Genomic DNA, 20754 nt, shown 5'->3' on the forward strand with positions numbered 1-20754 from the left:
GTTCTACGGCAGAAGCGGGATCACCTGGGAGAGGTCGACGGGGCCGACCGAGATCATCGCCGCCGCGCGCACGGCGGGCTTCGCGTTGAAGGCGAGGCCGAGGCCCGCCGCGGCGATCATCTTGAGGTCGTTTGCGCCGTCGCCGATCGCGATCGTGCGGTGGGCGGGGATCCCGTTCTCGGCGGCCCAGGCCGCGAGATGGTCGGCCTTCGCCTGCGCATCGACGATGTCGCCGTCGACCTCGCCCGTGAGGGCGCCGTCGGCGACCGCGAGCCGATTGGCACGCCACATGTCGACACCCAGCGTCGGTGCGAGCGTGTCGAGGATCTCGTGGAACCCACCGGAGACCACGCCGACGAGACCGCCGCGCGCGTGCACCGCCGAGGTGAGCTCGAGCACACCGGGGGTCGGCTCGATCCGTGAGCGCACGCGCTCGAAGGATGCGAGCGGAACTCCCGCGAGCTCCTTCACGCGCGAACGAAGGCTCGCCGCGAAGTCGACCTCGCCGCGCATCGCGGCCTCGGTCGCCGCGGCCACCTCGGCCCCGCGGCCCGCCTCGTCGGCGATGAGCTCGATGACCTCGTTACGGATCAGGGTGGAGTCGGCGTCGAGAACGACGAGAAAACGCGCAGTCACCCGCACCACATTAGCGGCCCGCGGGGAAAGGTAAGCTCGAGGCATGACCTCCGTGCTCGAGCTGAACGACGTCGTCGTGCGTCGCAATGACCGCCATATCGTTGATCACCTCACCTGGACGGTGAACGACGACGAGCGCTGGGTCGTGCTCGGCCCGAACGGCGCAGGCAAGACCACCGTGCTGCAGATGGCCGACACGATGATGTTTCCCACCACGGGCACCGTCGACGTGCTCGGGGAACGCCTCGGCAAGACCGACGTCTTCCAGATCCGCCCGCTCATCGGTTTCGCCTCGACGGCGCTCGCCCGCCGCATCCCCGCGAACGAGACGGTGCTCAACGTCGTGCTGACGGCGGCGTACTCCGTGATGGGCCGCTGGAACGAGGACTACGAAGGGCTCGACGAGGATCGGGCCCGCGAGGTGCTGGCCGATTGGAAGCTCGAGGACCTCGCCGACCGCGCGTTCGGAACCCTCAGCGACGGCGAACGCAAGCGCGTACAGGTGGCGCGCGCCGTGATGACCGACCCCGAGCTGCTCCTTCTCGACGAACCGACCGCGAGCCTCGACCTGGGAGCGCGCGAGGAGCTGCTTCAATTGCTCACTCGGTACGCGGCCGAGCCGACGACGCCCGCGATGGTCATGGTGACGCACCACGTCGAAGAGATCCCCGTCGGCTTCACGCACGTCCTCCTCATGCGGGAGGGAAAGGCGGTGGCACAGGGGCCGCTGGCGGACACCCTCACGCGCGAAAATCTCGAGAAGACCTTCGGCTTCCCCATCGCCGTCATCGAGCACAAGGGGCGCTGGGTGGCTCGAGCCGAGACCCCCATCTTCGGCTGATACAATGTCCGTTTGGCGCTCGAGGTGCGCCTGCGTTTCGGCGCGATTCCCTCCTCACCCCGCATCTTCTGAAGGATCCTCATGAAGGCTGACATCCACCCCAACTACGACTACGTCGTGTTCCGCGACCTCGGTTCGGGCGAGACCTACCTGACGCGCTCGACCGCCAAGAGCGACAAGACCATCGAGCTCGACGGTACCGAGTACCCCGTGATCGACGTCGAAATCTCGGCCTCGTCGCACCCGTTCTACACGGGCAAGCAGCGCATCATGGACTCGGCCGGCCGCGTCGAGAAGTTCAACCAGCGCTTCAAGAACTTCGGCAAGTAATCTGCCGCACGAAAACGGGGGCTCCGCCGCGGCGGAGCCCCCGTTTTCGTGCGCTTACTTGATCGGCCAGGATCCGTCGATGGTCTGCCCGGGTGAGAACTTCCCGACCTTCACGAAGTAGCTCGTGAGGCTCTGCGCCTGTTCGGCCGCCCAGTCGACCTGCGCCCGGTGCAGCTCCGCGAGCGAGCCGGGGAGTTCCTCGGCGTAACGCTCGGTGAGGGCGAGGGCGATCCGCCCCGCGGCGATCGCGTCGGCGGCCGCGTCGTGAGCGTCGGTGAGGGCGACGCCGTAGTGCGCCGCCACGATGTCGAGGGTGCGCTTGCCCTTGCGGTAGGTGTCGAGCTTCTTGTCGATCACGAGGGGGTCCACGACGGGTGCGGGCGCCTCGATCGCCTCGAGACCGTGGCGGATAGCCTCGTGGCGCAGCAGCGAGAGGTCGTAGGCGGCGTTATAGGCGACCACCGGGATTCCCGCGCCGAGCAGGCGTCGTAAGCCATCCACGATCTCACTCACGACCTCGGACGCCGGTCGTCCCTCGGCGCGTGCACGCTCGGTCGTGACTCCGTGCACCGCGGTCGCACCCGCCGGGATCTCGATCCCGGGATCCGCCAGCCAGGAGCGCTCGTCGACGACGGCCCCGTCGCCGTCGAGCACCCCGATGTAGGCCGTGACGATGCGATCGTTCGTCGTGCTGACGCCGGTCGTTTCGAGATCGAACACCGCGAGACGGGTGAAGAGGGCGTCCGGAGCGGGGGAGTACCCCGCCGCGACAGCGTCGAAGACCATGTGGTGCTGCTCCTGGGCATCGTCGAGAAAGCGGCGATCGAAGAGCGCCGGTGGAGTTCCATCCTCCCGCATGCGCGCCCGTCGCGTCCTGGGAACGGATCCCCGCGGCACCCACGAGGAGCGCTCGCCGCGGTCGGTCACCGCGAACAGCGGCGGGGGATCCGGCCACGAGGTCTTCATATCACCCGACGGTATGCGGACGAACGGCGAACGCGAGGAGACACGCCCTACAGTGGAAGGGTGCACGCGCCCTCGCCGTATTCCGAGCTTCTGAACCGCGTCCCCGAGACGCGCCGGACGGTCGACGTCAACGGCACGACGACCGCCTACTGGGAGTATGGACCGGCGGAGGCGGAGACGACGATCCTCGCCGTGCACGGCTTCCGTGGGGACCACCACGGGCTCGAGCCGGTCGTCGCGCACCTGCCGGGCGTGCGATGGATCATGCCCGATCTTCCCGGCTTCGGCGAGACCGCGCCCTTCGCGGACGGGGACCACGACCTCGATGCCTATGCGGCGTGGCTCACCGCGTTCGCGAACGCGGCGGCCCCCGCCGCCGTGATCCTGGGCCACTCGTTCGGATCCATCGTCGCGGCGGCCGCTGTCGCGAGGGGGCTCGCGACGCCCTGCCTCGTGCTCGTCAACCCCATCGGTGCGCCGGCCCTCGAGGGCCCGCGAGGGATCCTCACCCGTCTGGCCGTGTTCTACTACTGGGCGGGCGCGCGCCTACCCGAGAAGCTCGGAACCGGGCTGCTCCGCGCCCCCGTCATCGTGCGGCTCATGAGCATCGCGATGGCGCGCACGCGCGACCGGCGCCTGCGGCGATGGATCCACGATCAGCACGATCGGTTCTTCTCGCGCTTCGCCAATCGCGAGTCGTTGCGGCAGGCGTTCGTCACGAGCGTGTCGCACGATGTGCGCGAATCCGCCGCGGGCGTTGCCGTGCCGACCCTGCTGGTGGCAGCGGTTCAGGACGACATCACTCCGATCGCGGCCGAGCGGCGGTTGCGCGAGCTGTTCGACGACGCCTCGCTCGTCGAGATCGACGGCGTCGGACACCTGATCCACTACGAGAAGCCGCGCGAGGCCGCCGCCGCGATCGGCGACTTTCTCAGCGGCGCGTCTCGCGCCGAGCGAGCTCCATCAGACCCGTCACGCGATACGGAATAGATTCGCTCATCACGAGGCGGGTCTCGGATCGCTCGATGCCGGGGATCGCGAGGATCCGCGCGTCGACGTCGAAGAGGTGGCGAGCATCGCGGCATGCGACGAGCGCGAAGAGATCCACCTGCCCGGACACCCCATGCGCCTCCACGACCTCGGGCACGCGACGGAGCTCCTCGATGATCTGGGGAAGGCGAGACTGGTCGAGTCCGATCGAGACGAAGGCCTGCAGCGGGAAACCGAGGGCGGCGGGGGAGATCGAACGCTCGAACGACTGGAACACGCCCGATTGGTCGAGGCGCGCCATGCGGGCCTGAACCGTGTTGCGGGACAGCCGGAGCTTCTCGGCGAGGGCGACGACGGTGGCGCGCGGGTCGGCGCTCAACGCCGCGATGAGCTCGAGGTCGACGTGATCGAGAGAAGTCATAACGCACAAGTATAGAGCGCGCGATGATGCGTTCTGCTCAGCGCGGTCGCCCGTTTCGGGGTGAACGGCGACGAGATGCTGACTCAGCGATGCGTGCCGTTGTAGCCGATGACGCGGAGGCGATCCCCCGAGACCTCGAGGATCTGCTGCGAGCAGTTCGCGATGTACTCGTCCTCGCGCGGCAGCGAGCCATCGGACGCGACGCGCAGCACGGCCGCGATCAGACCGCCGTGCGCCACGGCGATGACGTCCTGGTCACCCGCCGAGGCCGCGATCTCGCGAAGGGTGCGCACCGCGCGCTCCGTGAGCTCGTCGACCGTCTCGGCGTTGGTCGCCTGACGGTCCGGGAAGGTGGCGTAGTACTCGCTCGCCGTCATGCCCTCGGCGGCACCGTAGTAGCGCTCCTTCAGGCCATCGTGGGTCGCCGACACGGTGAGTCCCACCGCCCGACCGATGATCTCGGCGGTCTCGTGCGCGCGCTCCAACGGACTCGAGACGAGCAGCCCGTAGTCTCCGCCGCGCAACGCCTCGCCGGCCCCGGCGGCCTGCGCCCGGCCGGCGTCGTTGAGGGGGATGTTGCTGTGCCCCTGTACCTTGCCGAGCCGGTTCCATTCGGTTTCGCCGTGGCGCACGAGTGCAATCAGAGTCACCCTCTCACCCTACGACACGGGTCCGACTGCGAAGATGACGGGATGCATCTCGAACGCATCACCTCCGCTGCCGACGAACGACTCGCCGACTACCGCGACCTCACGGATGTCGCGCTCCGCCGCAGGCTCGAGCCGGAGGGTGGGCTATACATGGCCGAGTCCGGCAAGGTGCTGGCGCGGGCCCTCCGCGCCGGACACGAGCCTCGATCGGTCATGACGGCCGAGAAGTGGCTCGGGGAGGTCGAGGCGATCCTCGGCGACCGCGACACGCCGGTGTATGTCGTCGGCGACGAGATCGCCGAGCAGACGACGGGCTTCGCGGTGCACCGCGGCATGCTTGCCGCCATGCATCGGCCCGAGCTTCCGCCGGTCGCCGAGGTCCTGCGCGATGCCCGCACGGTGCTCGTGCTCGACGCGCTCGTGGACCACACGAACGTGGGGGCCGCGTTCCGCGGTGCAGCGGGGCTCGGCGCGGACGCCGTCCTCGTCACGCCGCGCTGCGCGGATCCGCTCTATCGGCGAAGCGTGCGCGTTTCGATGGGCACGGTGTTCCAGGTGCCGTGGACCCGGCTACCGGAGTGGAAGGGCGGCGCCGCGCGCGACGCGCTGCACGGATCCGGGTTCCACATCGCGGCCATGGCCCTCGCCGACGACGCCGTCCCGCTCGACGAGTTCGCCGCGGCCCGGCCCGACAAGGTCGCCTTCGTGCTTGGGTCCGAGGGGCCGGGACTCGACCGCGCCGCGCTCGCCGCGGCCGACACCTCGGTCGTGATTCCGATGGCGGGTGGCGTCGACTCGCTGAACGTCGCGTCTGCGAGCGCCGTCGCCCTCTGGGCGCTGCAGCACCCGCCTCGTCTCAGCTGAACTCCGGTCGCTTCGCGCTGCGGCCGTCGCCGGACGACTGGTGCCGCAGGCGGCGCAGCACCCAGGGAACGAGGTGGGTGCGCGCCCAGACCAGGTCCTCTTTGCGCGCATCGCGCCAGCGCCGCTCGGGCATCGGATCGGGATCCATGGGCTGAAGAGAGTTCGGCACGTTGAGGGTGCGCAGCACCATGCGCGCGACCTCGTGGTGGCCCAGCGGATTGAGGTGGAGGCGGTCGTCGGCCCAGAAACGCGAATCCTGGATCTCCTTGAGGGCCCAGAGATCCGCGACGATTGCGTCGTAACGGTCTGCGGTGGCGCGCATGTTCTCGTTGTAGATGGCGACCTTCCCGCGGAAACGGCGGAACACCGGGTTCCATCCGACGTCGAAGCCCGTGAACACGACGATGGCCGCGCCGGAGGCGCTGAGACGCCCGATCGCCCGGTCGAAGAGCGCGGCGATGTGATCGGGATCCGTGCCGGGGCGGATGACGTCGTTCCCGCCCGCGCAGATCGTGATGAGGTCGGGCTTGAGGGCGAGCGCCGCGTCGATCTGGTCTTCGGTGATCTGGCGGATGAGCTTTCCTCGCACCGCCAGATTGGCGTAGGCGAAGTCGTCCACCTGTTCGCTCAGAACTTCGGCGACGCGATCCGCCCAACCGCGATGGCCGCCGGGCGAGGACGGTTCGGGATCGCCGATGCCCTCGGTGAAGGAATCACCCAGGCTGACCATGCGGCGCCACGGATGCGCGCCCTCGTTGCCGACAAATGGGGTGCGGGGATCGTCTTCGGGGAGGGTCACCCCTGCGAATGTAGTCCCCTCGCGCGCGATGCGCCACCAGCTGTGAGGAGCTGAAAAGAAATGTCGGGGCCCGCGACTATCGTTGTGGATCGTGGTGCTGAGTCCGTCCTATCCCCAGCGTGCCCCGCGCGGTACGGCCGGCGCCCTCCGTGCCTGGCAGCAGGAGGCGCTCGACCAGTTCTTCGAGCAGAACAAGCGCGACTTCCTCGTCGCCGCGACGCCCGGCGCGGGAAAGACCACCTTCGCCCTGACGGTGGCGCGCGAACTGCGTCACCGCGGCGAGATCGACCGCATCGTCGTCGTCTGCCCGACCGAGCACCTGAAGACGCAGTGGGCCGACGCGGCGGCACGCGTCAGCATCCGGCTCGACCCGGAGTTCAGCAATCAGAGTCCGTATCTTGCCCGCCACTATCACGGCGCCGTCGTCACCTACGCGCAGGTCGCCGTGAAGTCGAGCGTGCACCGGAAGCTCGTCGCCGACGCCCGCACCCTTGTGATCCTCGACGAGGTGCACCACGGCGGCGATGCGCTCAGCTGGGGAGACGCGATCCGCGACGCGTACAGCGTGGCCACGCGCCGACTGCTCCTGAGCGGTACGCCGTTCCGCAGCGACGATGCGCCGATCCCGTTCGTCGAGTACCTTCCCGACGAGCAGGGCCTGCGCACCTCGGTGACCGACTACAACTACGGTTATGGCCGCGCCCTCGAAGACGGGGTCGTGCGGCCGGTGCTGTTCCACGTCTACTCGGGTCACATGAAGTGGCGCACGAAGATGGGCGACGAGCTCGAGGCCTTCCTCGGCCAAGACAACACGAAGGACGTCACGAGCCAGGCGTGGCGCACCGCCCTCGACCCCGAGGGCGAGTGGATGCCCGCCGTGCTGAGGAGCGCCGACCTGAGGCTCACGGAGATCCGGCACCATGTGCCGGACGCCGGCGGACTCGTGATCGCAACCGACCAAACCAACGCCCGCGCCTACGCGCGGATGCTCAAGGAGATCACCGGTCAGCCCGCAACGATCGTCCTGAGCGATGAGGCCGAGGCGTCGCGGCGCATCGAGCAGTTCTCCGAGAGCACCTCGCGGTGGATGGTCGCCGTCCGCATGGTCTCCGAGGGGGTCGACGTGCCGCGGCTCGCCGTCGGCGTCTACGCCACCAGTTCGTCGACGCCGCTGTTCTTCGCCCAGGCCATCGGACGCTTCGTGCGCGCTCGCCGCAAGGGCGAGGCCGCGAGCGTGTTCCTCCCGCAGGTGCCCGTGCTGATGGAACTCGCGCACGAGATGGAGAAACAGCGCGATCACGTGCTCGATCGGGGCGAGAAGGATGCGGACGGCCTCGACGACTCGCTGCTCGATGCCGCCGAGCGCGAGGAGAAGGCCAGCGACGAGCTGATGGAGGAGGAGTTCTCCTTCCAGAGCCTGGGTTCCGTCGCGCACTTCGACTCCGTCGTGTTCGACGGGAAGCAGTTCGGCCAGCTCGCGACCCCCGGAACCGAGGAGGAGCTCGAGTTCATCGGCCTGCCGGGACTGCTCGAACCCGAGCACGTGCACGACCTCCTGATGCAGCGCCAGGCGCGCCAGTCGCGCCACCGCAGCGAACGGGAGAAGCGCGAGCAGGAGTCGGGTGGAGTCGGGTCGCTGCCCGAGCCGCTGCACCGGACGCTCAAGGAGCAGCGGCAGCTGCTCAACAGCCTCGTCGGGGTGTACGCGAATCAGACGGGCGACCCGCACGGCACGGTGCACGCGTGGCTTCGGCGCACGTGCGGCGGGCCTCCCGTCGCGCAGGCGACGGTCGCCCAGCTGCAGGCGCGGATCGACGTGCTGCGAAAGCGCGTGCGCCGCTAGGCACTTTTGGGGCCCCGAAAGGCTCCGATGGGCATCAGGAGCGCCCTGTAGGTTCGCTACGTCCCGCAAGCTGGGACGCCGACGAACCCGAGGAGAACCGCGTGACGACCACCGCCCCCGATCCGTCCCAGGCCACGCCGGCGCAGCGCCGGAAGTGGGCGCAGTACCTCGCGGACGAGCGTGCGGAGGCGGCGACGTACCGCAACCTCGCGATGCGGCGCGAGGGCGACGAGCGCGACATTCTGCAGAAGCTCGCGGAGGCCGAGGGGCGCCACGAAACGCACTGGCTGACCCTGCTCGGCGGTGAGCCCGCGCGAATGCCCAAGGCGAGCCTGAGCACACGGATGGTGGCATGGCTCGCGTCGCATTTCGGTTCGATCTTCGTTCTGGCGCTCGCCCAGCTCGCGGAGGCGCGTTCGCCGTATGAGGCGGATCCCTATGCGACGGCGCGCATGGCGGCGGACGAGCGGATCCACCACGAGGTCGTGCGCGGGCTCGCGGCGCGCAGCCGGCGCCGCCTGTCGGGCACGTTCCGCGCCGCCGTCTTCGGCGCGAACGACGGGCTCGTCTCCAACCTGGCGCTCGTGATGGGCATCGGCGCGACGGGCGTGTCGGGGAGCTTCGTGCTCTTCAGCGGCATCGCGGGTCTGCTCGCGGGCGCGCTGTCGATGGGCGCGGGCGAGTTCGTGTCGGTCAAGTCGCAGCGCGAGCTTCTCGACGCGACGGAGCCCAACGACTACGCGCACCGGGGCCTGCCCGACCTGGATCTGGACGCGAACGAGCTCGCGCTCGTGTATCGCACCCGCGGAATGACCGAGGACGAAGCGCAGCGGAAGGCCCGCGATGTCGTCTCGGGCGCGCACGCGGGCCGCATGCCCCTGCCGCACGTGCCGGGGGAGGAGCACGAGGTCATCGGCGGCGCCTGGCGCGCTGCCGGATCCAGCTTCCTGCTCTTCTCGAGCGGCGCCATCATTCCCGTGCTGCCCTGGATGTTCGGCCTGTCCGGTGTCGTCGCCGTCGTGGTCGCCCTCGTGCTCGTCGGCATCGCGCTCATGCTCACCGGTGCGACGGTGGGCCTGCTGTCCGGATCCGCGCCGCTGCCGCGCGCGCTGCGCCAGCTCGCGATCGGATTCGGCGCCGCGGCCGTGACCTACGTGCTCGGGCTCGTCTTCGGGGTGTCGGTCGCATGACTCGCCCGGGATCCGTAACCGATTAGGCCGTCGATCCCGTCGCTGGTAGTGTTTCTTCTTGGTTCGGAAAGCTTTGTGCCGGAAGAATCGACACCCAATGCGCGGGTGGCGGAATAGGTAGACGCGCTAGCTTGAGGTGCTAGTGCCCGTATTAGGGCGTGGGGGTTCAAGTCCCCCCTCGCGCACGCGATGAGAGATGGTCTCTGATCAGAAGTCTTCTTCTGGTCAGGGGCCATTTTGCGTGGAATCGCGGGCGTCGCGGCAGGGCGTCGGTCGCCGGTTATTCTGAGCTGATGACGAGCGAGAGCATCAGCAGCCGAGAGATTCGCGCCGCGCACCTGAAGGAACGGATCTACGTGACCTTCGCGGCGCTGGCCGTCGTCGTCTCGCTGCTCTCGCACGGACACGTCACCGCCCTCGAAGCGATGGGGACGCTCGGCGTGACGGTTCTCGGCACGCTCTCCGCCGTGTTCACGGCCGATGTCATCTCGCACCTGCTCGTGCACGAGCGCATGCTTACCCGTGCCGAAGTGGGTCACGCCGCGAGGGTGAGCGCGAGCGCCCTGGGCGCGATCGTCCTTCCGATGTTGTTCCTCCTCGCGGCTCAGTTCGGGGCCTGGGGGCCCGAGCATGCGCTCAGGGCCTCCATGGCCGCACTCCTGCTGGCACTGATCGGTTTCGGTTGGATCGCCGCCCGCCGCATCAAGCTGCCGTGGTGGCAGCGCGGTCTGGTTCTCGGGGCGGAGGCCGTGCTCGGCCTTCTCGTGATCGGCCTTCAGACGCTCGCGCACGGGGGCTGAGCAGCGCCGGACCGGGGTCGGAAACCGCGAGGAGCGGCTCGGAGGCGCCGGCGGGCGCCCCCGAGCCGGGCTTCTAGTCGGAGAGCAGGTCCGTCACAAAACCGGACACGCGCGACGCCAGCTCGCCGATGCGGCGCTCGCGCGCCGCGGCGAGGTCGTAGCCGTCGTAGGGGAGCGGCGGATCCTTGCGCACGTTGCGGGAGCACTCGAAGTCGAGGCACGCGAGCGTGCCCACGCTCGCGCCGCGGCGCCCGGCGGATCCGGCGCGTTTCGCGGCCCAGAAGACGACGTCGTTGGGCAGGCGCACGTCGCGGCACCAATTGCACATGGCGCGAGATCGCGGCGACGACTCGGTCTGGGTGAGCACTGCGCCGATGAGTCCGCCATCCGGCGCGGGGATGACGATGTAGCCGCGGTTGGCGAACTTCGGATCCCGCCAACCGTAGTAGTCGAGCTCGGCCCAGTCGGCCTCGCCCATCCGCTCGAAGGATTCGGGCAGGGTCATGTCCTTCACCGTCTTGCGCGAGGCGTTGACGAAGGAGGAACGGATCAGGGTCTCGGTGAGAGATTGCATGAGAAAGCCTTTCGACGGGCCTGCGTCGACGGCAGGCCCGTGCGGAGAAGAGAGTTTTCGGGTTCGCGAAGACCGCCGTGGCCCACGCACGGGGCGACACGGCGGGAGCGGCCGGGCTACTCACCGTCGGCGAGGATCCTGCCGACGACCTCCTGGCGCTGTGCATACAGCTCTCGATAACTCACGACGACCACTTTACGCCGCATGAGCGCACGATGGCGACGCGCCCGGGATCGACGTTTCATGACCGTGTTCGCACCGTGGTAATGTGGACTCTTGGTTCGAAACGCCTGTGGCGGATCGAATCGACACCCAATGCGCGGGTGGCGGAATAGGTAGACGCGCTAGCTTGAGGTGCTAGTGCCCGTATTAGGGCGTGGGGGTTCAAGTCCCCCCTCGCGCACAGAGCCCCCGGTCGATACGGCCGGGGGCTTTTTCGTCGCCGTGATCAGATCGCGACGAAGCCGTGATCCCAGCGACACCCCACCGGCATAGCGTGGAGGGCGAAGCTACTGATCGACGCGGTTCAGGAGGCGACCATGAACGCCGCACGGGTGACGAAGCTGATGGCAATCGCGGGCTGCGCGGTGATGTGCGCGGCGATCGCGGGGTGTGCGGGCCAAGCCCCTCCCGCGGATCTGCCGGCCGGTGAGACCACGGCCGCAAGCCCGCCGGCGCCGACGCCGGACGAATCGGCAACTCCGAGCGTGAGCGCACCCGCGGATCCCGAACCGTCTCCGCCGACGGGTGAGCCGGCCGAGTGGGTGATCGACGAGACGGCGATCGGACCTGTTGCGCTCGGCGCAGACTTCGGTGCGACGCTCGACGGTCTCTCGGACGAGTGGGTCAACGACGCGGCGTGTCCGGAGATGGCCTATTGGACGAGTAACGACGGGGCGTACCTGGTCTCGTTTCATCATGACGGGCAGGCCGACACCGCGACGATCTCCGAGATCACGGTCGAGGCGCTGGGCCCGGGCGACGCGGGCCCTCGCACCGCTGAGGGGCTCGGTCTGGGCTCGACAGGTGATGATGTCACGGCCGCGTACCCCGGAGCCGTCTCGCTGGACGCACCGATCGGCGGGGGAAGCTACCTGCGCACGGCCGAGACGGGGTCGCTGTTCTTCGGCTTCGCCGAGGGCGAGGGCGCTGCCTCGACGGTCACGGTGACGAGTGCGGATCTGCCGTCATACGAATCGTGCGCTTAGGCGACCGGCGGCCTACGCCTTTCCGCGGTTGCGGCGCCGGGTCTCGTGCGGGGCGCGACCGCCGAGGAAGGACCGCGCGGGATCCACCACGAAGCCGCGGCGGAGCGCCTCGCGGCCGATCAGCATCCGGAAGCCCATCTTGTCGCGGTTCGTGAGCGTGACCTCAGCGACCACTTCGCGGTCGACGAGGCGAAGCATCAGCTCGATCACGATGCGGTTCTGCTTGTGGCCTGACGAGCTTCGCACCGTGCGCCGGTCGAGGATCGGACACTCGACGACGCGGGCGTCCTCCTGGCTGTCCTGCCAGGGCTTGATCTTGAATCGAACCCACGGCACGCCGTCGCGCTCGAACTCGCTGATCTCGAACGCATGAAGGGCGGACGTGCGCGCGCCGGTGTCGATCTTGGCCTTGATCCAGTCGACGCCGAGATCGGGCAGCGACACCCACTCCCGCCAGCCCGTAGTCGTGTTTGAATGAGACCGAACCACCCCCTTATCTTGGCAGGAAAAATCCGTGAAGATCGCCGTGCTCTCTCGAGCCCCTCAGTCGTATTCGACGCAGCGCCTCCGCGCGGCGGCCGCGCAGCGCGGCCACAACGTCAAGGTGCTCAATACGCTGCGATTCGCGATCGATCTCACCTCCGATGAGCCCGACCTTCTGTATCGAGGGAAGCAGCTCAGCGACTATGACGCGATCCTGCCGCGCATCGGATCCTCGATCACGTACTTCGGCACGGCCGTGGTGCGCCAGTTCGAGCAGATGGACGTCTACACCCCGAACACCGCGAACGGGATCCAGAGCGCCCGAGACAAGCTGCGCGCCAATCAGATCCTCTCGCGCCACAACATCGCGATGCCGGCCACGGCATTCGTGCGCAATCGCGCCGATGTGCGCCAGGCGATCGAGCGCGTCGGCGGCGCGCCCGTGGTCATCAAGCTGCTGGAGGGCACCCAGGGCATCGGCGTGATCCTCGCCCCGCAGGTCAAGGTCGCCGAGGCGATTATCGAGACCCTGCATTCCACGAACCAGAACGTCCTGATCCAGAAATTCATCTCGGAGAGCCGCGGGCGCGACATCCGAGCGCTCGTCGTCGGCGACCGCGTCGTCGCCGCGATGCGTCGCGTCGCCGAGGGCGACGAGTTCCGGTCGAACGTGCACCGCGGCGGGCGGGTCGAAGCCGTCACGCTCAGCCCGGAGTACGAGCAGACGGCGGTGCGCTCCGCGCAGATCATGGGCCTGCGCGTCGCGGGCGTCGACATGCTCGAGGGCAACGACGGCCCCCTCGTCATGGAGGTCAACTCGTCGCCGGGCCTGCAGGGCATCGAGCTGGCGACGGGGCTCGACGTGGCGGGTGCCATCATCGATTACATCGCCAGCCAGGTCGACTTCCCCGAGATCGATGTGCGCCAGCGCCTCAGCGTCTCGACGGGCTACGGCGTCGCGGAGCTCGTCCCCAACGCGAGCTCGGGTCAGATCGGCAAGGAACTCGGCGAGCTCGGCCTGTGGGAACGCGACATCACTGTGCTGACGCTGCACCGCGGCGCCCAGGTGATCCCCAACCCGCGCAAGCACGTCGTCCTGGAAGCGGGCGATCGACTGCTGTGCTTCGGCAAGCTCGACGAGATGCGCGGCATGATTCCCGAGCGCCGCCGGCGCCGCGCCAAGGTGCGCAAGCTCCCGAAGGAGCCGCTCGCCGACGAGTGACCCGGGGGCGGCAGGGTCCCACCCGTGCGCGTCGCATGCGGGAAGAAAAGATGAACATTTGGGAAACGGCCTGGCGGAATCTTCGGGATCGGTGATATTTACAGACGTCCGTCTGCGACCATGGAATACATGTCCGGTGAGCTCCTCATCTTGATCCTGGTGATCGTCACGGCGATCGCTTTCGACTTCACCAATGGGTTTCACGACACCGGAAACGCGATGGCCACGTCCATCGCGACGGGTGCGCTGAAGCCGAAGGCCGCCGTCACGCTCTCGGCGATCCTCAACCTCGTCGGTGCGTTCCTCTCGGTCGAGGTCGCCGCGACGATCACCCGCGATGTTCTGAACATCCAGACCGACACGGGCGATCTGGCGCTCGGGCTGGATCCGCAGACGGCGATGATGATCATCTTCGCGGGGCTCGTCGGCGGCATCCTCTGGAACCTCATCACCTGGTTGCTCGGCCTGCCCTCCAGCTCATCGCACGCGCTCTTCGGCGGTCTCATCGGTGCCGGGCTCGCCGGCATCGGCACCGCCGGCGTGAACTGGGGCGGCATCATGGCGAAGGTCGTCGTTCCGGCGTTCCTCTCGCCGGCGATCGCCTGTGCGATCGCCGCGGTGGGCACCTGGCTCGTCTACGCCTTCACGAAGCGGGTGAACGCCAAGCGCCGCGAAACGGGCTTCCGCTGGGGCCAGATCGGCACGGCATCGCTCGTGTCGCTCGCCCATGGAACGGGCGACGCGCAGAAGACCATGGGCGTTATCGCGCTCGCGCTCATCGCCCACGGCTCGCTCACGACGACGAACATCGAGGAGCACGGGCTCCCCGTTTGGATCATCTTCGTGTGCGGCGTCGCGATCGCGCTCGGCACCTACCTCGGCGGCTGGCGCATCATCCGCACGCTCGGCAAGGGCCTCGTCGAGATCGACTCACCGCAGGGCATGGCCGCCGAGGCATCGTCTGCGGCGATCATCCTCACCTCGTCGACGTTCGGAATGGCGCTCTCGACGACGCACGTCGCGACGGGCTCGATCCTCGGATCCGGGGTCGGCAAGCCGGGCGCGCAGGTGCGGTGGGGCGTCGCCGGACGCATGGCGGCTGCGTGGCTCATCACGATGCCCGCGGCCGGCATCGTAGGTGCGCTCTGCTTCTTCCTGGAGAACGGCATCGGCGGCCTGGCCGGTGCGATCACCGTGTTCGTGATCCTCGTGTTCGCGTCGCTCTACATGTACCTGCACAGCCGCCGACAGAAGGTCGACGCGTCCAACGTCAACGCCGATTGGGACGACAACGTGCCCGCCGGATCCGCTCGCTGAGCCTCGGGAGACAAGATCATGGACATCAACTTCGCTGAGATCGGTCTGTCGGCGCTCCGTGTGCTCGGGGTGGGCCTGCTGCTCGGCGCGGGTCTTCCCGCGCTCTTCGCCCTCGGCATGCGCTTGCAGGCCGTGGGAAGCGGCGTCGCCGAGGACGGCTCGCGTCTCGCGCGCAAGCCCCTCGCGACGATCGGCGCGTATCTGCTGTACTCTGTCGTGATTCTCGCGGTGATCGCGGGGGTTCTCTTCGTGACGAGGCACTCCCTCAATCACTACTTCGGCATCTCTCTGTTTGGAGGTTGACATGGCTGAAGGCCTGATCGCATCGGTTCTCAACTGGCTGCGCGCCGGGTACCCGGAGGGGGTGCCCCCGAAAGACAGCTTCCCGCTGCTCGCGCTCCTGCGCCGCACGCTTTCGGACGACGACTACGTCCAGATCGTGGCGGAGCTCGTGGCCGAGGAGAAGAAGAAGGTCCGGGTGCGCCACATCCGCGATGCGATCGAGCGGTTCACCCGCGAGGTTCCCGAGGAATCCGACATCCGCCAGGTCGCGGCGCAGCTCGCCGCCGGAGGCTGGCCGCTGAGCGGGAAGGCGATGCGGCTCGCGGAAGAGGTCGACGAGCCGCTCGATCTCGGCCTTCCGACGGCCGAGGAGGCCTCGGCCGTGTGGGCCCAGACCACGGCGGCGCCGGTGGACGAACCGCCCCGTCCGGGCGTCGTCGAGCGCGTGGTCGACTGGCTGCGACTGGGCTACCCGGAGGGCGTTCCGTCGAACGACTATGTTCCGGTGTTGGCGCTCCTGCGCCGCCGACTGACGGACGAGGAGGTCACGCTCGTCGCGGAGAAGATCATCGCCGACCTCGGCGAGGACCGCCCCGTGGAGATCGGTGACGCGCATGCCCTGATGAGCAGGGTCCTCGACGGCGAACCGGACGACGCCGACATGAACCGCGTCCTCGCACACCTCCGCGCCAACGGCATCGCGATCGCCGAGTGACGCGCGTTGGGGTCCCGCCTCGGCGGAGCCCCACCGCGCGTGGCGCTGCCGCGGTTACGGATGCCGCAGTCGCGGGCGATCGAGCATGTCGGCGTAGCCGGCGCGGTAATCGGGGTACGCGAAGGCGAAGCCCGATGCCCGCAGCAGCGAGCTGTCGCACGCGCGAGTGCCTCCGCGTTCGCGTGAGACGGATCCCACGGGCGGGCGGGGGAGGCCCAGTCGCGCGGCGAGAAACGTCAGCACCTCGGCCAACTCGGCGGGCCTCTCGTCCACGCCGAGGTACACCGGTGCGGGCTCGGAGAGGCCGAACAGGTGCACCACGGCCGCCGCTGCGTCGTCGCGGTGGATCCGGTTGGTCATGGCGGGGCCGGACGGGAGGGTGGCCTCGCCAGCGAGGAGCAGGTCGATGAGGCGCGTGCGCCCCGGGCCGTAGATGCCGCCGCACCGGAGCACGGTCCCGCGGCCCGCCGTCTCGGCGAGAAGCATCCGCTCGGCCGCGAGGAGGGTGCGTGCGCGAGGCGGCCCGTCGGGAATCGGCGTGTCCTCGTCGACGCGGCCGCCCAGGTCTCCGTACACGCCCGTCGATGAGACGAGCACCGCCCGCTCGGGCCGTCGGTGCAGACCGTCGAGCACGTGTCTCATGCCGTTCAGGTAGGTCGCCTCGTAGTCGTCGGAGCCGTCGCGCCGCGGGGCGGTGCAGATCACGAGGCGGGAGACATCGGCCGGGACGGTGACGGGCGAGGTGACGTCGACCGCGTCGAACTCGATGGGGGAGTCGCCCGACGGGGGATTCCGGCGCCAGCCGATGACGCGGTGTCCGGACGAGGCGAGCCGCAGGCCGATCTCGGTGCCGAGGTCGCCGCAGCCGACGATGAGGGTGGTCGACATGGGCCCAGCCAATCAGATCCGCCTGGGACGCGGCCGCCCGAGTGGCGCCATCACTCGCCGATCGGTTCGCCCCAGGAGTCCACCGATTCGGATGTGTCGACGACGTATGCCTGGGGGTGACCGGGCAGGTACCGCACGACAAGCTGGCCGCCGCTCGAGATGAACGCGTCGCGGTCCGGGTACGTCGGCGGGGAGAAGAACGGCAGGCTGAGGGTGTACGTCTCGCCGTCCTCCGCAACGAACTGCACGGCGTTGCTGAGACCGTCGGTCTGCGTCGCGAGGGCCTGCTCACCGTTGTTGTGGATGTAGGCGCGGGTGATCGGGCCGAAGACGAGGCTCGCGATGGCGATCGCGAGGCCCGAGAGAACGACGAGCGAGAGCAACCGGAAGAACCACGACTGGAGCGCCGCCGCGATTCGCGCGGCGGCCGGCACATCCGTGGGTGCCTGGCCGCGCTCGGCGCGCAGCTCCGCCAGCCGTGAGCGGCGCGGACCCTTTCTGAGGGCGAGCCCGATGAGTCCGAAGCTCGAGAATGCACCCAGGAAGACCATCTCGTAGGCGTGCGTCGCGGGGAAGTTCACGAGCCAGATGAGGGTGTCGAGAATGTTCATGCGAGCGACTCCTGGCGCTGAATCGTCATGTGGACGAGATCGGGGCGAGACGGTTCGTACATCGCGAAGACGGGAGAACCCACCTGCGCGTGCGAGAGGGCCTCGGGGTGGAGGAAGACGGTCGAATCGACCTCGAAGTGGTCGGATCCGTCGGACGGCATGACGAGCAGGCGCGCCGTGACCTGAACCTGGCCCGCCTTGCGCTCACCGGTCGGGCGAAGCTCGAGCACGCTCGCGGGCTCGGAGATGCCGCGGGTGCGCGCGCCGATGAGCTCCGGCGGGATCAGGCCGTGCGAGATGCGCCACCGCAGCATCGTCTGCTCGACCTCTCGAGACCCGGGATCCGCGAGCGCGACGCGGTCGGGGTTTCCTTCTCGGTAGGTTACGGCGAGCATTCCGCCCGGCTGAAGATGGGCGGCCTCGGGGCCGCTCACGAGCTGCTTGATGCTCGACACGAACGAGTCGCCCTCGACGGGTTCGACCTCGAGGAAGATCTCATACTGCGGCACATCGTTGACGGTGAGCCCCGTGCGGCGCACCTCGATGATCGTCGCCGGTGCGATCGCCTCCGGGCCGCCGCCGCGGCGCGCGGATGGCCCGGACGCGCCGGTGAATGACCCGAAGGTCATCATGATGCCCCAGGCGACGCCCGCGATGAGGAAGGACACATCGACCTCGCCGATGTCGCCGACGAAGGGGAAGATCGACGTCGTCTGGTCGCGTGAGAACAGGGTCTCGTAGATCCGGATGAGCAGGAAGCCGCTGAGCGCGAGCCATGCGAGGCGGAAGATCCAGGTGAACATGCTTCGAGCGTATCGAGCGCGTTCGGCTCCCGATCACGGGTTCATCGGTCGCCTGCGATGGCGCGAAGGGCGGCCCGAGCGGCCCGCGTGGTTAGGCCGCCCTAAGCTCACCTGTGCGACGATGGCATCGATGACTGAGCAGAAGAGGCGGCGGCCGCAATACGTGTTCCAGGTTGTCGGGACGGAACCCGTCATGCCGCACATGGTGCGCGTGCTGTTCGGCGGCTCCGGTTTCGATGACTTCGTGGGTGAGATGGCGGAGCGGGGGACCACCGACACGTACGTGAAGATCATGTTCGCGAAACCCGAGCTCGGTCTGATCCCGCCCTACGATCTCGACGAGCTCCGGGGCCGCCTGGCTCCCGAGGACATGCCGGCGCAGCGTACCTACACGATCCGCAAGGTCGATCATGCGGCGCGCGTCATCGCCATCGATTTCGTCACGCACGGTGACACGGGCATCGCGGGTCCCTGGGCGGAGCGGGCGAGGATCGGCGACGAGATCGTCTTTTCGAGCCCCGGCGGCGGCTATGCGCCGAGCCCGGAGGTCGACGAGCACTTCCTGCTCGGCGACGAGTCGGCGCTCCCCGCCATCGCCGCGGCGATCGAGAGCCTCCCGCGCGCCGCGCGCGGGCGAGCGTACATCGAGGTGGAATCTGCGGACGACGAGATCGCGATCGACGCTCCGGAGGGCGTGGAGGTGTTCTGGCTCCACCGCGACGGGGCGACGTATGGTTCGGTCATGATCGCGGCGGTCGAGGCGCTCGCGCCACCGAGCGGCTCCGTCGACGTCTTCGCCCACGGAGAGCGAAGCGCGATGAAGCGGCTGCGCCCCCTCATCCACAACGAATGGGGCATTCCGCGATCGCGTATGTCGTACTCCGCGTACTGGGCAGCGGGCCGCAACCACGATGCGTTCCAGGCGGAGAAACGCACCCCCGTCGGGCAGATCTTCGATGCCGAGCCGGCCGCCCCGCCGATCTGGCGGGCGTGAACAGCTCGCACGGGTAGCCTGGAGCGCATGGCTGACGAGCAACTCCCGGAGGTCGTGCGAATCGCGCGCGACCTCATCCGCATCGACACGACCAACTACGGCGGAGGCCGCTCGAAGGGCGAGCGCGAGGCCGCCGAGTACGTCGGCGCATTCCTCGAGAGCCTCGGCCTCGAGCCCGAGTACTACGAGCCGATCGAGCGCCGCACCAACGTCATGGCGCGCGTGCCGGGCAAGAATCGCGACAAGCCGGCCCTCGTTCTCCACGGCCACCTCGATGTCGTCCCCGCGGTCGCCGACGATTGGTCGGTGGATCCGTTCGCGGGCGAGATCAGGGACGGGCTGCTCTGGGGTCGCGGATCCGTCGACATGAAGAACATGGACGCCATGATCCTCGCGTCCGTCGCGGACCTCATCCGCCGCGGTGAACAGCCGGAGCGCGACCTCATCCTCGTCTTCTTCGCCGACGAAGAGAACGGCGGCGTCGAGGGATCCGGTCTCGTCGTCAAGGACAAGCCCGAGTGGTTCCGCGGCGCCACCGAGGCGCTCAGCGAGGTCGGCGGCTACTCGATCCCGGTGGGGGACAAGAGTGCCTACCTCCTCCAGGTCGGCGAGAAGGCGCTCATGTGGATCACGCTGCGGGCGCGCGGTCGCGCGGGCCACGGCAGCCGCGTGCACCCCGACAACGCCATCACCCGGCTTGCGGCCGCCATCGAGAAGATCGGCACGATCAGCTGGACCGTGGAGCTCACCGACACGACGCGCGCGCTCCTCGACGGCATGCGCGGCGTCTGCGGATCCGACACGACGGATCCCGACGAGCTCGCGGCACTCGCGGGCCCCGCCGAGGCCTTCCTCGCCTCGACCTGGCGCACGACGACGAACCCCACCGGTCTGACAGCGGGCTACAAGCACAACGTCATCCCGGACGCCGCCGAGGCGACCGTCGACGTGCGCGTGTTGCCCGGCACGGAGGACCGCGTGCTCGCCGAGATTCAGCAGATCGTCGGCGACGACATCGAGATCGGCATGTTCCACCGCGACATCGGCCTCGAGGTGCCCTTTGAGGGCGCCCTCGTCGAGGCGATGGTCGGCGCGCTGGAGAAACACGACCCCGGCGTGCCCGTCCTGCCCTACCTCCTCGGCGCCGGCACCGACAACAAGGCTCTGGCGACCATCGGCATCACGGGCTACGGCTTCGCGCCGCTCAAGCTGCCGCGCGAGCTCGACTTCACCGGAATGTTCCACGGCGTCGACGAGCGAGTGCCGCTCGACGCCCTCGTCTTCGGCCAGCGGGTGCTGACCGACCTGATCCGCACGTACTGATCAC

24 protein-coding genes and 2 tRNA genes are annotated in these 20754 nt (G+C 68.8%); 16 read left to right on the plus strand and 10 right to left on the minus strand.

Features of this window, described 5'->3' with window-relative positions; genetic code table 11:
• Positions 1-3 precede the first annotated feature (3 nt).
• Entirely contained in the window at positions 4-681 is a 678-nt protein-coding gene (serB, locus tag IEX05_RS04205; protein ID WP_188700136.1) for a phosphoserine phosphatase SerB, read from the minus strand.
• On the opposite strand from serB, the gene IEX05_RS04210 reads away from it, so the two are divergent.
• Positions 680-1477 (plus strand): ABC transporter ATP-binding protein, encoded by a 798-nt coding sequence (locus tag IEX05_RS04210; protein WP_188700137.1) that lies wholly within the window; start codon positions 680-682, stop codon positions 1475-1477. The genes serB and IEX05_RS04210 overlap by 2 nt on opposite strands.
• A gap of 81 nt (positions 1478-1558) precedes the next feature.
• Positions 1559-1807, plus strand: a complete 249-nt coding sequence (locus IEX05_RS04215; protein WP_188700138.1) for a type B 50S ribosomal protein L31 — start codon at positions 1559-1561, stop codon at positions 1805-1807.
• A 54-nt stretch (positions 1808-1861) separates the two neighbouring features.
• Here the strand turns inward: IEX05_RS04215 and IEX05_RS04220 are convergent, their stop codons facing one another.
• Positions 1862-2773 carry an exonuclease domain-containing protein gene (locus IEX05_RS04220; RefSeq protein ID WP_308423398.1) on the minus strand — a complete coding sequence of 304 codons (912 nt, stop codon included), beginning with the start codon at positions 2771-2773 and terminating at the stop codon, positions 1862-1864.
• Positions 2774-2833: 60 nt separating this feature from the next.
• Here IEX05_RS04220 and IEX05_RS04225 point away from each other — a divergent pair, with 60 nt between their 5' ends.
• Positions 2834-3763, plus strand: coding sequence for an alpha/beta fold hydrolase (locus tag IEX05_RS04225; RefSeq protein WP_188700139.1), 930 nt, complete (start codon positions 2834-2836; stop codon positions 3761-3763).
• Here IEX05_RS04225 and IEX05_RS04230 read toward each other — a convergent pair.
• The gene (locus IEX05_RS04230; protein ID WP_188700140.1) at positions 3705-4184 is read right to left on the minus strand and encodes an Lrp/AsnC family transcriptional regulator; all 480 of its coding nucleotides are present in this window, start codon (positions 4182-4184) and stop codon (positions 3705-3707) included. The two genes, IEX05_RS04225 and IEX05_RS04230, sit on opposite strands and share 59 nt — an antisense overlap.
• Positions 4185-4267: 83 nt before the next feature.
• The gene (locus IEX05_RS04235) at positions 4268-4834 is read right to left on the minus strand and encodes a histidine phosphatase family protein (protein WP_188700141.1); all 567 of its coding nucleotides are present in this window, start codon (positions 4832-4834) and stop codon (positions 4268-4270) included.
• Between the two features lie 42 nt (positions 4835-4876).
• Between IEX05_RS04235 and IEX05_RS04240 the strand changes: the two genes are divergently transcribed.
• Positions 4877-5698, plus strand: a complete 822-nt coding sequence (locus tag IEX05_RS04240) for a TrmH family RNA methyltransferase (RefSeq protein WP_188700142.1) — start codon at positions 4877-4879, stop codon at positions 5696-5698.
• On the opposite strand, the gene IEX05_RS04245 is transcribed toward IEX05_RS04240, so the two are convergent.
• Positions 5691-6428, minus strand: a complete 738-nt coding sequence (locus tag IEX05_RS04245; protein WP_188700398.1) for an SGNH/GDSL hydrolase family protein — start codon at positions 6426-6428, stop codon at positions 5691-5693. The two genes, IEX05_RS04240 and IEX05_RS04245, sit on opposite strands and share 8 nt — an antisense overlap.
• A gap of 163 nt (positions 6429-6591) precedes the next feature.
• Between IEX05_RS04245 and IEX05_RS04250 the strand changes: the two genes are divergently transcribed.
• The 4 genes from IEX05_RS04250 to IEX05_RS04265 all read left to right on the plus strand — a co-directional run bounded on the left by IEX05_RS04250 (position 6592) and on the right by IEX05_RS04265 (position 10330).
• Entirely contained in the window at positions 6592-8340 is a 1749-nt protein-coding gene (locus IEX05_RS04250; protein ID WP_188700399.1) for a DEAD/DEAH box helicase, read from the plus strand.
• 101 nt (positions 8341-8441) lie between these two features.
• On the plus strand, positions 8442-9530 hold the full coding sequence (locus IEX05_RS04255) for a VIT1/CCC1 transporter family protein (RefSeq protein WP_229661116.1): 1089 nt from the start codon (positions 8442-8444) through the stop codon (positions 9528-9530).
• Positions 9531-9629: 99 nt separating this feature from the next.
• Positions 9630-9715: transfer RNA gene (locus IEX05_RS04260), tRNA-Leu, on the plus strand.
• Between the two features lie 108 nt (positions 9716-9823).
• Positions 9824-10330 (plus strand): hypothetical protein, encoded by a 507-nt coding sequence (locus tag IEX05_RS04265; protein ID WP_188700143.1) that lies wholly within the window; start codon positions 9824-9826, stop codon positions 10328-10330.
• 73 nt (positions 10331-10403) lie between these two features.
• Here the strand turns inward: IEX05_RS04265 and IEX05_RS04270 are convergent, their stop codons facing one another.
• Positions 10404-10904 carry an FBP domain-containing protein gene (locus IEX05_RS04270; protein ID WP_188700144.1) on the minus strand — a complete coding sequence of 167 codons (501 nt, stop codon included), beginning with the start codon at positions 10902-10904 and terminating at the stop codon, positions 10404-10406.
• Positions 10905-11221: 317 nt separating this feature from the next.
• On the opposite strand from IEX05_RS04270, the gene IEX05_RS04275 reads away from it, so the two are divergent.
• Positions 11222-11307 (plus strand) — tRNA-Leu (locus tag IEX05_RS04275).
• Between the two features lie 136 nt (positions 11308-11443).
• Entirely contained in the window at positions 11444-12112 is a 669-nt protein-coding gene (locus IEX05_RS04280) for a hypothetical protein (RefSeq protein ID WP_188700145.1), read from the plus strand.
• 12 nt (positions 12113-12124) lie between these two features.
• Here the strand turns inward: IEX05_RS04280 and IEX05_RS04285 are convergent, their stop codons facing one another.
• Positions 12125-12601: an ATP-dependent zinc protease family protein gene (locus IEX05_RS04285; protein WP_188700146.1), complete on the minus strand. Its 477-nt coding sequence runs from the start codon at positions 12599-12601 to the stop codon at positions 12125-12127.
• Between the two features lie 25 nt (positions 12602-12626).
• Between IEX05_RS04285 and IEX05_RS04290 the strand changes: the two genes are divergently transcribed.
• The 4 genes from IEX05_RS04290 to IEX05_RS04305 all read left to right on the plus strand — a co-directional run bounded on the left by IEX05_RS04290 (position 12627) and on the right by IEX05_RS04305 (position 16131).
• Positions 12627-13817 (plus strand): RimK family alpha-L-glutamate ligase, encoded by a 1191-nt coding sequence (locus tag IEX05_RS04290; RefSeq protein ID WP_188700147.1) that lies wholly within the window; start codon positions 12627-12629, stop codon positions 13815-13817.
• 129 nt (positions 13818-13946) lie between these two features.
• Complete coding sequence (locus tag IEX05_RS04295; protein ID WP_188700148.1) at positions 13947-15134, plus strand: inorganic phosphate transporter; 1188 nt, start codon at positions 13947-13949, stop codon at positions 15132-15134.
• An 18-nt stretch (positions 15135-15152) separates the two neighbouring features.
• Positions 15153-15437: a hypothetical protein gene (locus IEX05_RS04300; protein WP_188700149.1), complete on the plus strand. Its 285-nt coding sequence runs from the start codon at positions 15153-15155 to the stop codon at positions 15435-15437.
• A gap of 1 nt (position 15438) precedes the next feature.
• Positions 15439-16131: a DUF3349 domain-containing protein gene (locus tag IEX05_RS04305; protein WP_188700150.1), complete on the plus strand. Its 693-nt coding sequence runs from the start codon at positions 15439-15441 to the stop codon at positions 16129-16131.
• A gap of 54 nt (positions 16132-16185) precedes the next feature.
• On the opposite strand, the gene IEX05_RS04310 is transcribed toward IEX05_RS04305, so the two are convergent.
• Genes IEX05_RS04310 through IEX05_RS04320 form a run of 3 tightly spaced genes read right to left on the minus strand, consistent with a single transcriptional unit; the run spans position 16186 to position 18433 of the window.
• A complete protein-coding gene (locus IEX05_RS04310; RefSeq protein WP_188700151.1) occupies positions 16186-17019 on the minus strand; it encodes an NAD-dependent epimerase/dehydratase family protein in 834 nt (277 codons plus the stop codon).
• Positions 17020-17069: 50 nt separating this feature from the next.
• A complete protein-coding gene (locus IEX05_RS04315; protein WP_188700152.1) occupies positions 17070-17630 on the minus strand; it encodes a hypothetical protein in 561 nt (186 codons plus the stop codon).
• Complete coding sequence (locus IEX05_RS04320; protein ID WP_188700153.1) at positions 17627-18433, minus strand: hypothetical protein; 807 nt, start codon at positions 18431-18433, stop codon at positions 17627-17629. Before IEX05_RS04320 ends, IEX05_RS04315 begins: the two co-directional genes overlap by 4 nt.
• A gap of 130 nt (positions 18434-18563) precedes the next feature.
• On the opposite strand from IEX05_RS04320, the gene IEX05_RS04325 reads away from it, so the two are divergent.
• Positions 18564-19427: a siderophore-interacting protein gene (locus IEX05_RS04325; RefSeq protein ID WP_188700154.1), complete on the plus strand. Its 864-nt coding sequence runs from the start codon at positions 18564-18566 to the stop codon at positions 19425-19427.
• Between the two features lie 27 nt (positions 19428-19454).
• Positions 19455-20750: a M20/M25/M40 family metallo-hydrolase gene (locus IEX05_RS04330; RefSeq protein WP_188700155.1), complete on the plus strand. Its 1296-nt coding sequence runs from the start codon at positions 19455-19457 to the stop codon at positions 20748-20750.
• Positions 20751-20754 lie beyond the last annotated feature (4 nt).

This window comes from Microbacterium nanhaiense (genome assembly GCF_014646015.1).
Taxonomy (GTDB): Bacteria; Actinomycetota; Actinomycetes; order Actinomycetales; family Microbacteriaceae; genus Microbacterium; species Microbacterium nanhaiense.

What these genes read in the sequence shown, in the direction of transcription:
- IEX05_RS04265 (WP_188700143.1), top strand. Translation starts at nt 9,824, where the DNA reads ATGACGAGCGAGAGCATCAGCAGCCGAGAGATTCGCGCCGCGCACCTG.
- IEX05_RS04210 (WP_188700137.1), top strand. Translation starts at nt 680, where the DNA reads ATGACCTCCGTGCTCGAGCTGAACGACGTCGTCGTGCGTCGCAATGAC.
- IEX05_RS04270 (WP_188700144.1), bottom strand. Translation starts at nt 10,904, where the DNA reads ATGCAATCTCTCACCGAGACCCTGATCCGTTCCTCCTTCGTCAACGCC.
- IEX05_RS04245 (WP_188700398.1), bottom strand. Translation starts at nt 6,428, where the DNA reads ATGGTCAGCCTGGGTGATTCCTTCACCGAGGGCATCGGCGATCCCGAA.
- IEX05_RS04325 (WP_188700154.1), top strand. Translation starts at nt 18,564, where the DNA reads ATGACTGAGCAGAAGAGGCGGCGGCCGCAATACGTGTTCCAGGTTGTC.
- IEX05_RS04280 (WP_188700145.1), top strand. Translation starts at nt 11,444, where the DNA reads ATGAACGCCGCACGGGTGACGAAGCTGATGGCAATCGCGGGCTGCGCG.
- IEX05_RS04330 (WP_188700155.1), top strand. Translation starts at nt 19,455, where the DNA reads ATGGCTGACGAGCAACTCCCGGAGGTCGTGCGAATCGCGCGCGACCTC.
- IEX05_RS04215 (WP_188700138.1), top strand. Translation starts at nt 1,559, where the DNA reads ATGAAGGCTGACATCCACCCCAACTACGACTACGTCGTGTTCCGCGAC.
- IEX05_RS04300 (WP_188700149.1), top strand. Translation starts at nt 15,153, where the DNA reads ATGGACATCAACTTCGCTGAGATCGGTCTGTCGGCGCTCCGTGTGCTC.
- IEX05_RS04295 (WP_188700148.1), top strand. Translation starts at nt 13,947, where the DNA reads ATGTCCGGTGAGCTCCTCATCTTGATCCTGGTGATCGTCACGGCGATC.
- IEX05_RS04220 (WP_308423398.1), bottom strand. Translation starts at nt 2,773, where the DNA reads ATGAAGACCTCGTGGCCGGATCCCCCGCCGCTGTTCGCGGTGACCGAC.
- IEX05_RS04315 (WP_188700152.1), bottom strand. Translation starts at nt 17,630, where the DNA reads ATGAACATTCTCGACACCCTCATCTGGCTCGTGAACTTCCCCGCGACG.
- IEX05_RS04310 (WP_188700151.1), bottom strand. Translation starts at nt 17,019, where the DNA reads ATGTCGACCACCCTCATCGTCGGCTGCGGCGACCTCGGCACCGAGATC.
- IEX05_RS04240 (WP_188700142.1), top strand. Translation starts at nt 4,877, where the DNA reads ATGCATCTCGAACGCATCACCTCCGCTGCCGACGAACGACTCGCCGAC.
- IEX05_RS04305 (WP_188700150.1), top strand. Translation starts at nt 15,439, where the DNA reads ATGGCTGAAGGCCTGATCGCATCGGTTCTCAACTGGCTGCGCGCCGGG.
- IEX05_RS04320 (WP_188700153.1), bottom strand. Translation starts at nt 18,433, where the DNA reads ATGTTCACCTGGATCTTCCGCCTCGCATGGCTCGCGCTCAGCGGCTTC.
- serB (WP_188700136.1), bottom strand. Translation starts at nt 681, where the DNA reads ATGCCTCGAGCTTACCTTTCCCCGCGGGCCGCTAATGTGGTGCGGGTG.
- IEX05_RS04230 (WP_188700140.1), bottom strand. Translation starts at nt 4,184, where the DNA reads ATGACTTCTCTCGATCACGTCGACCTCGAGCTCATCGCGGCGTTGAGC.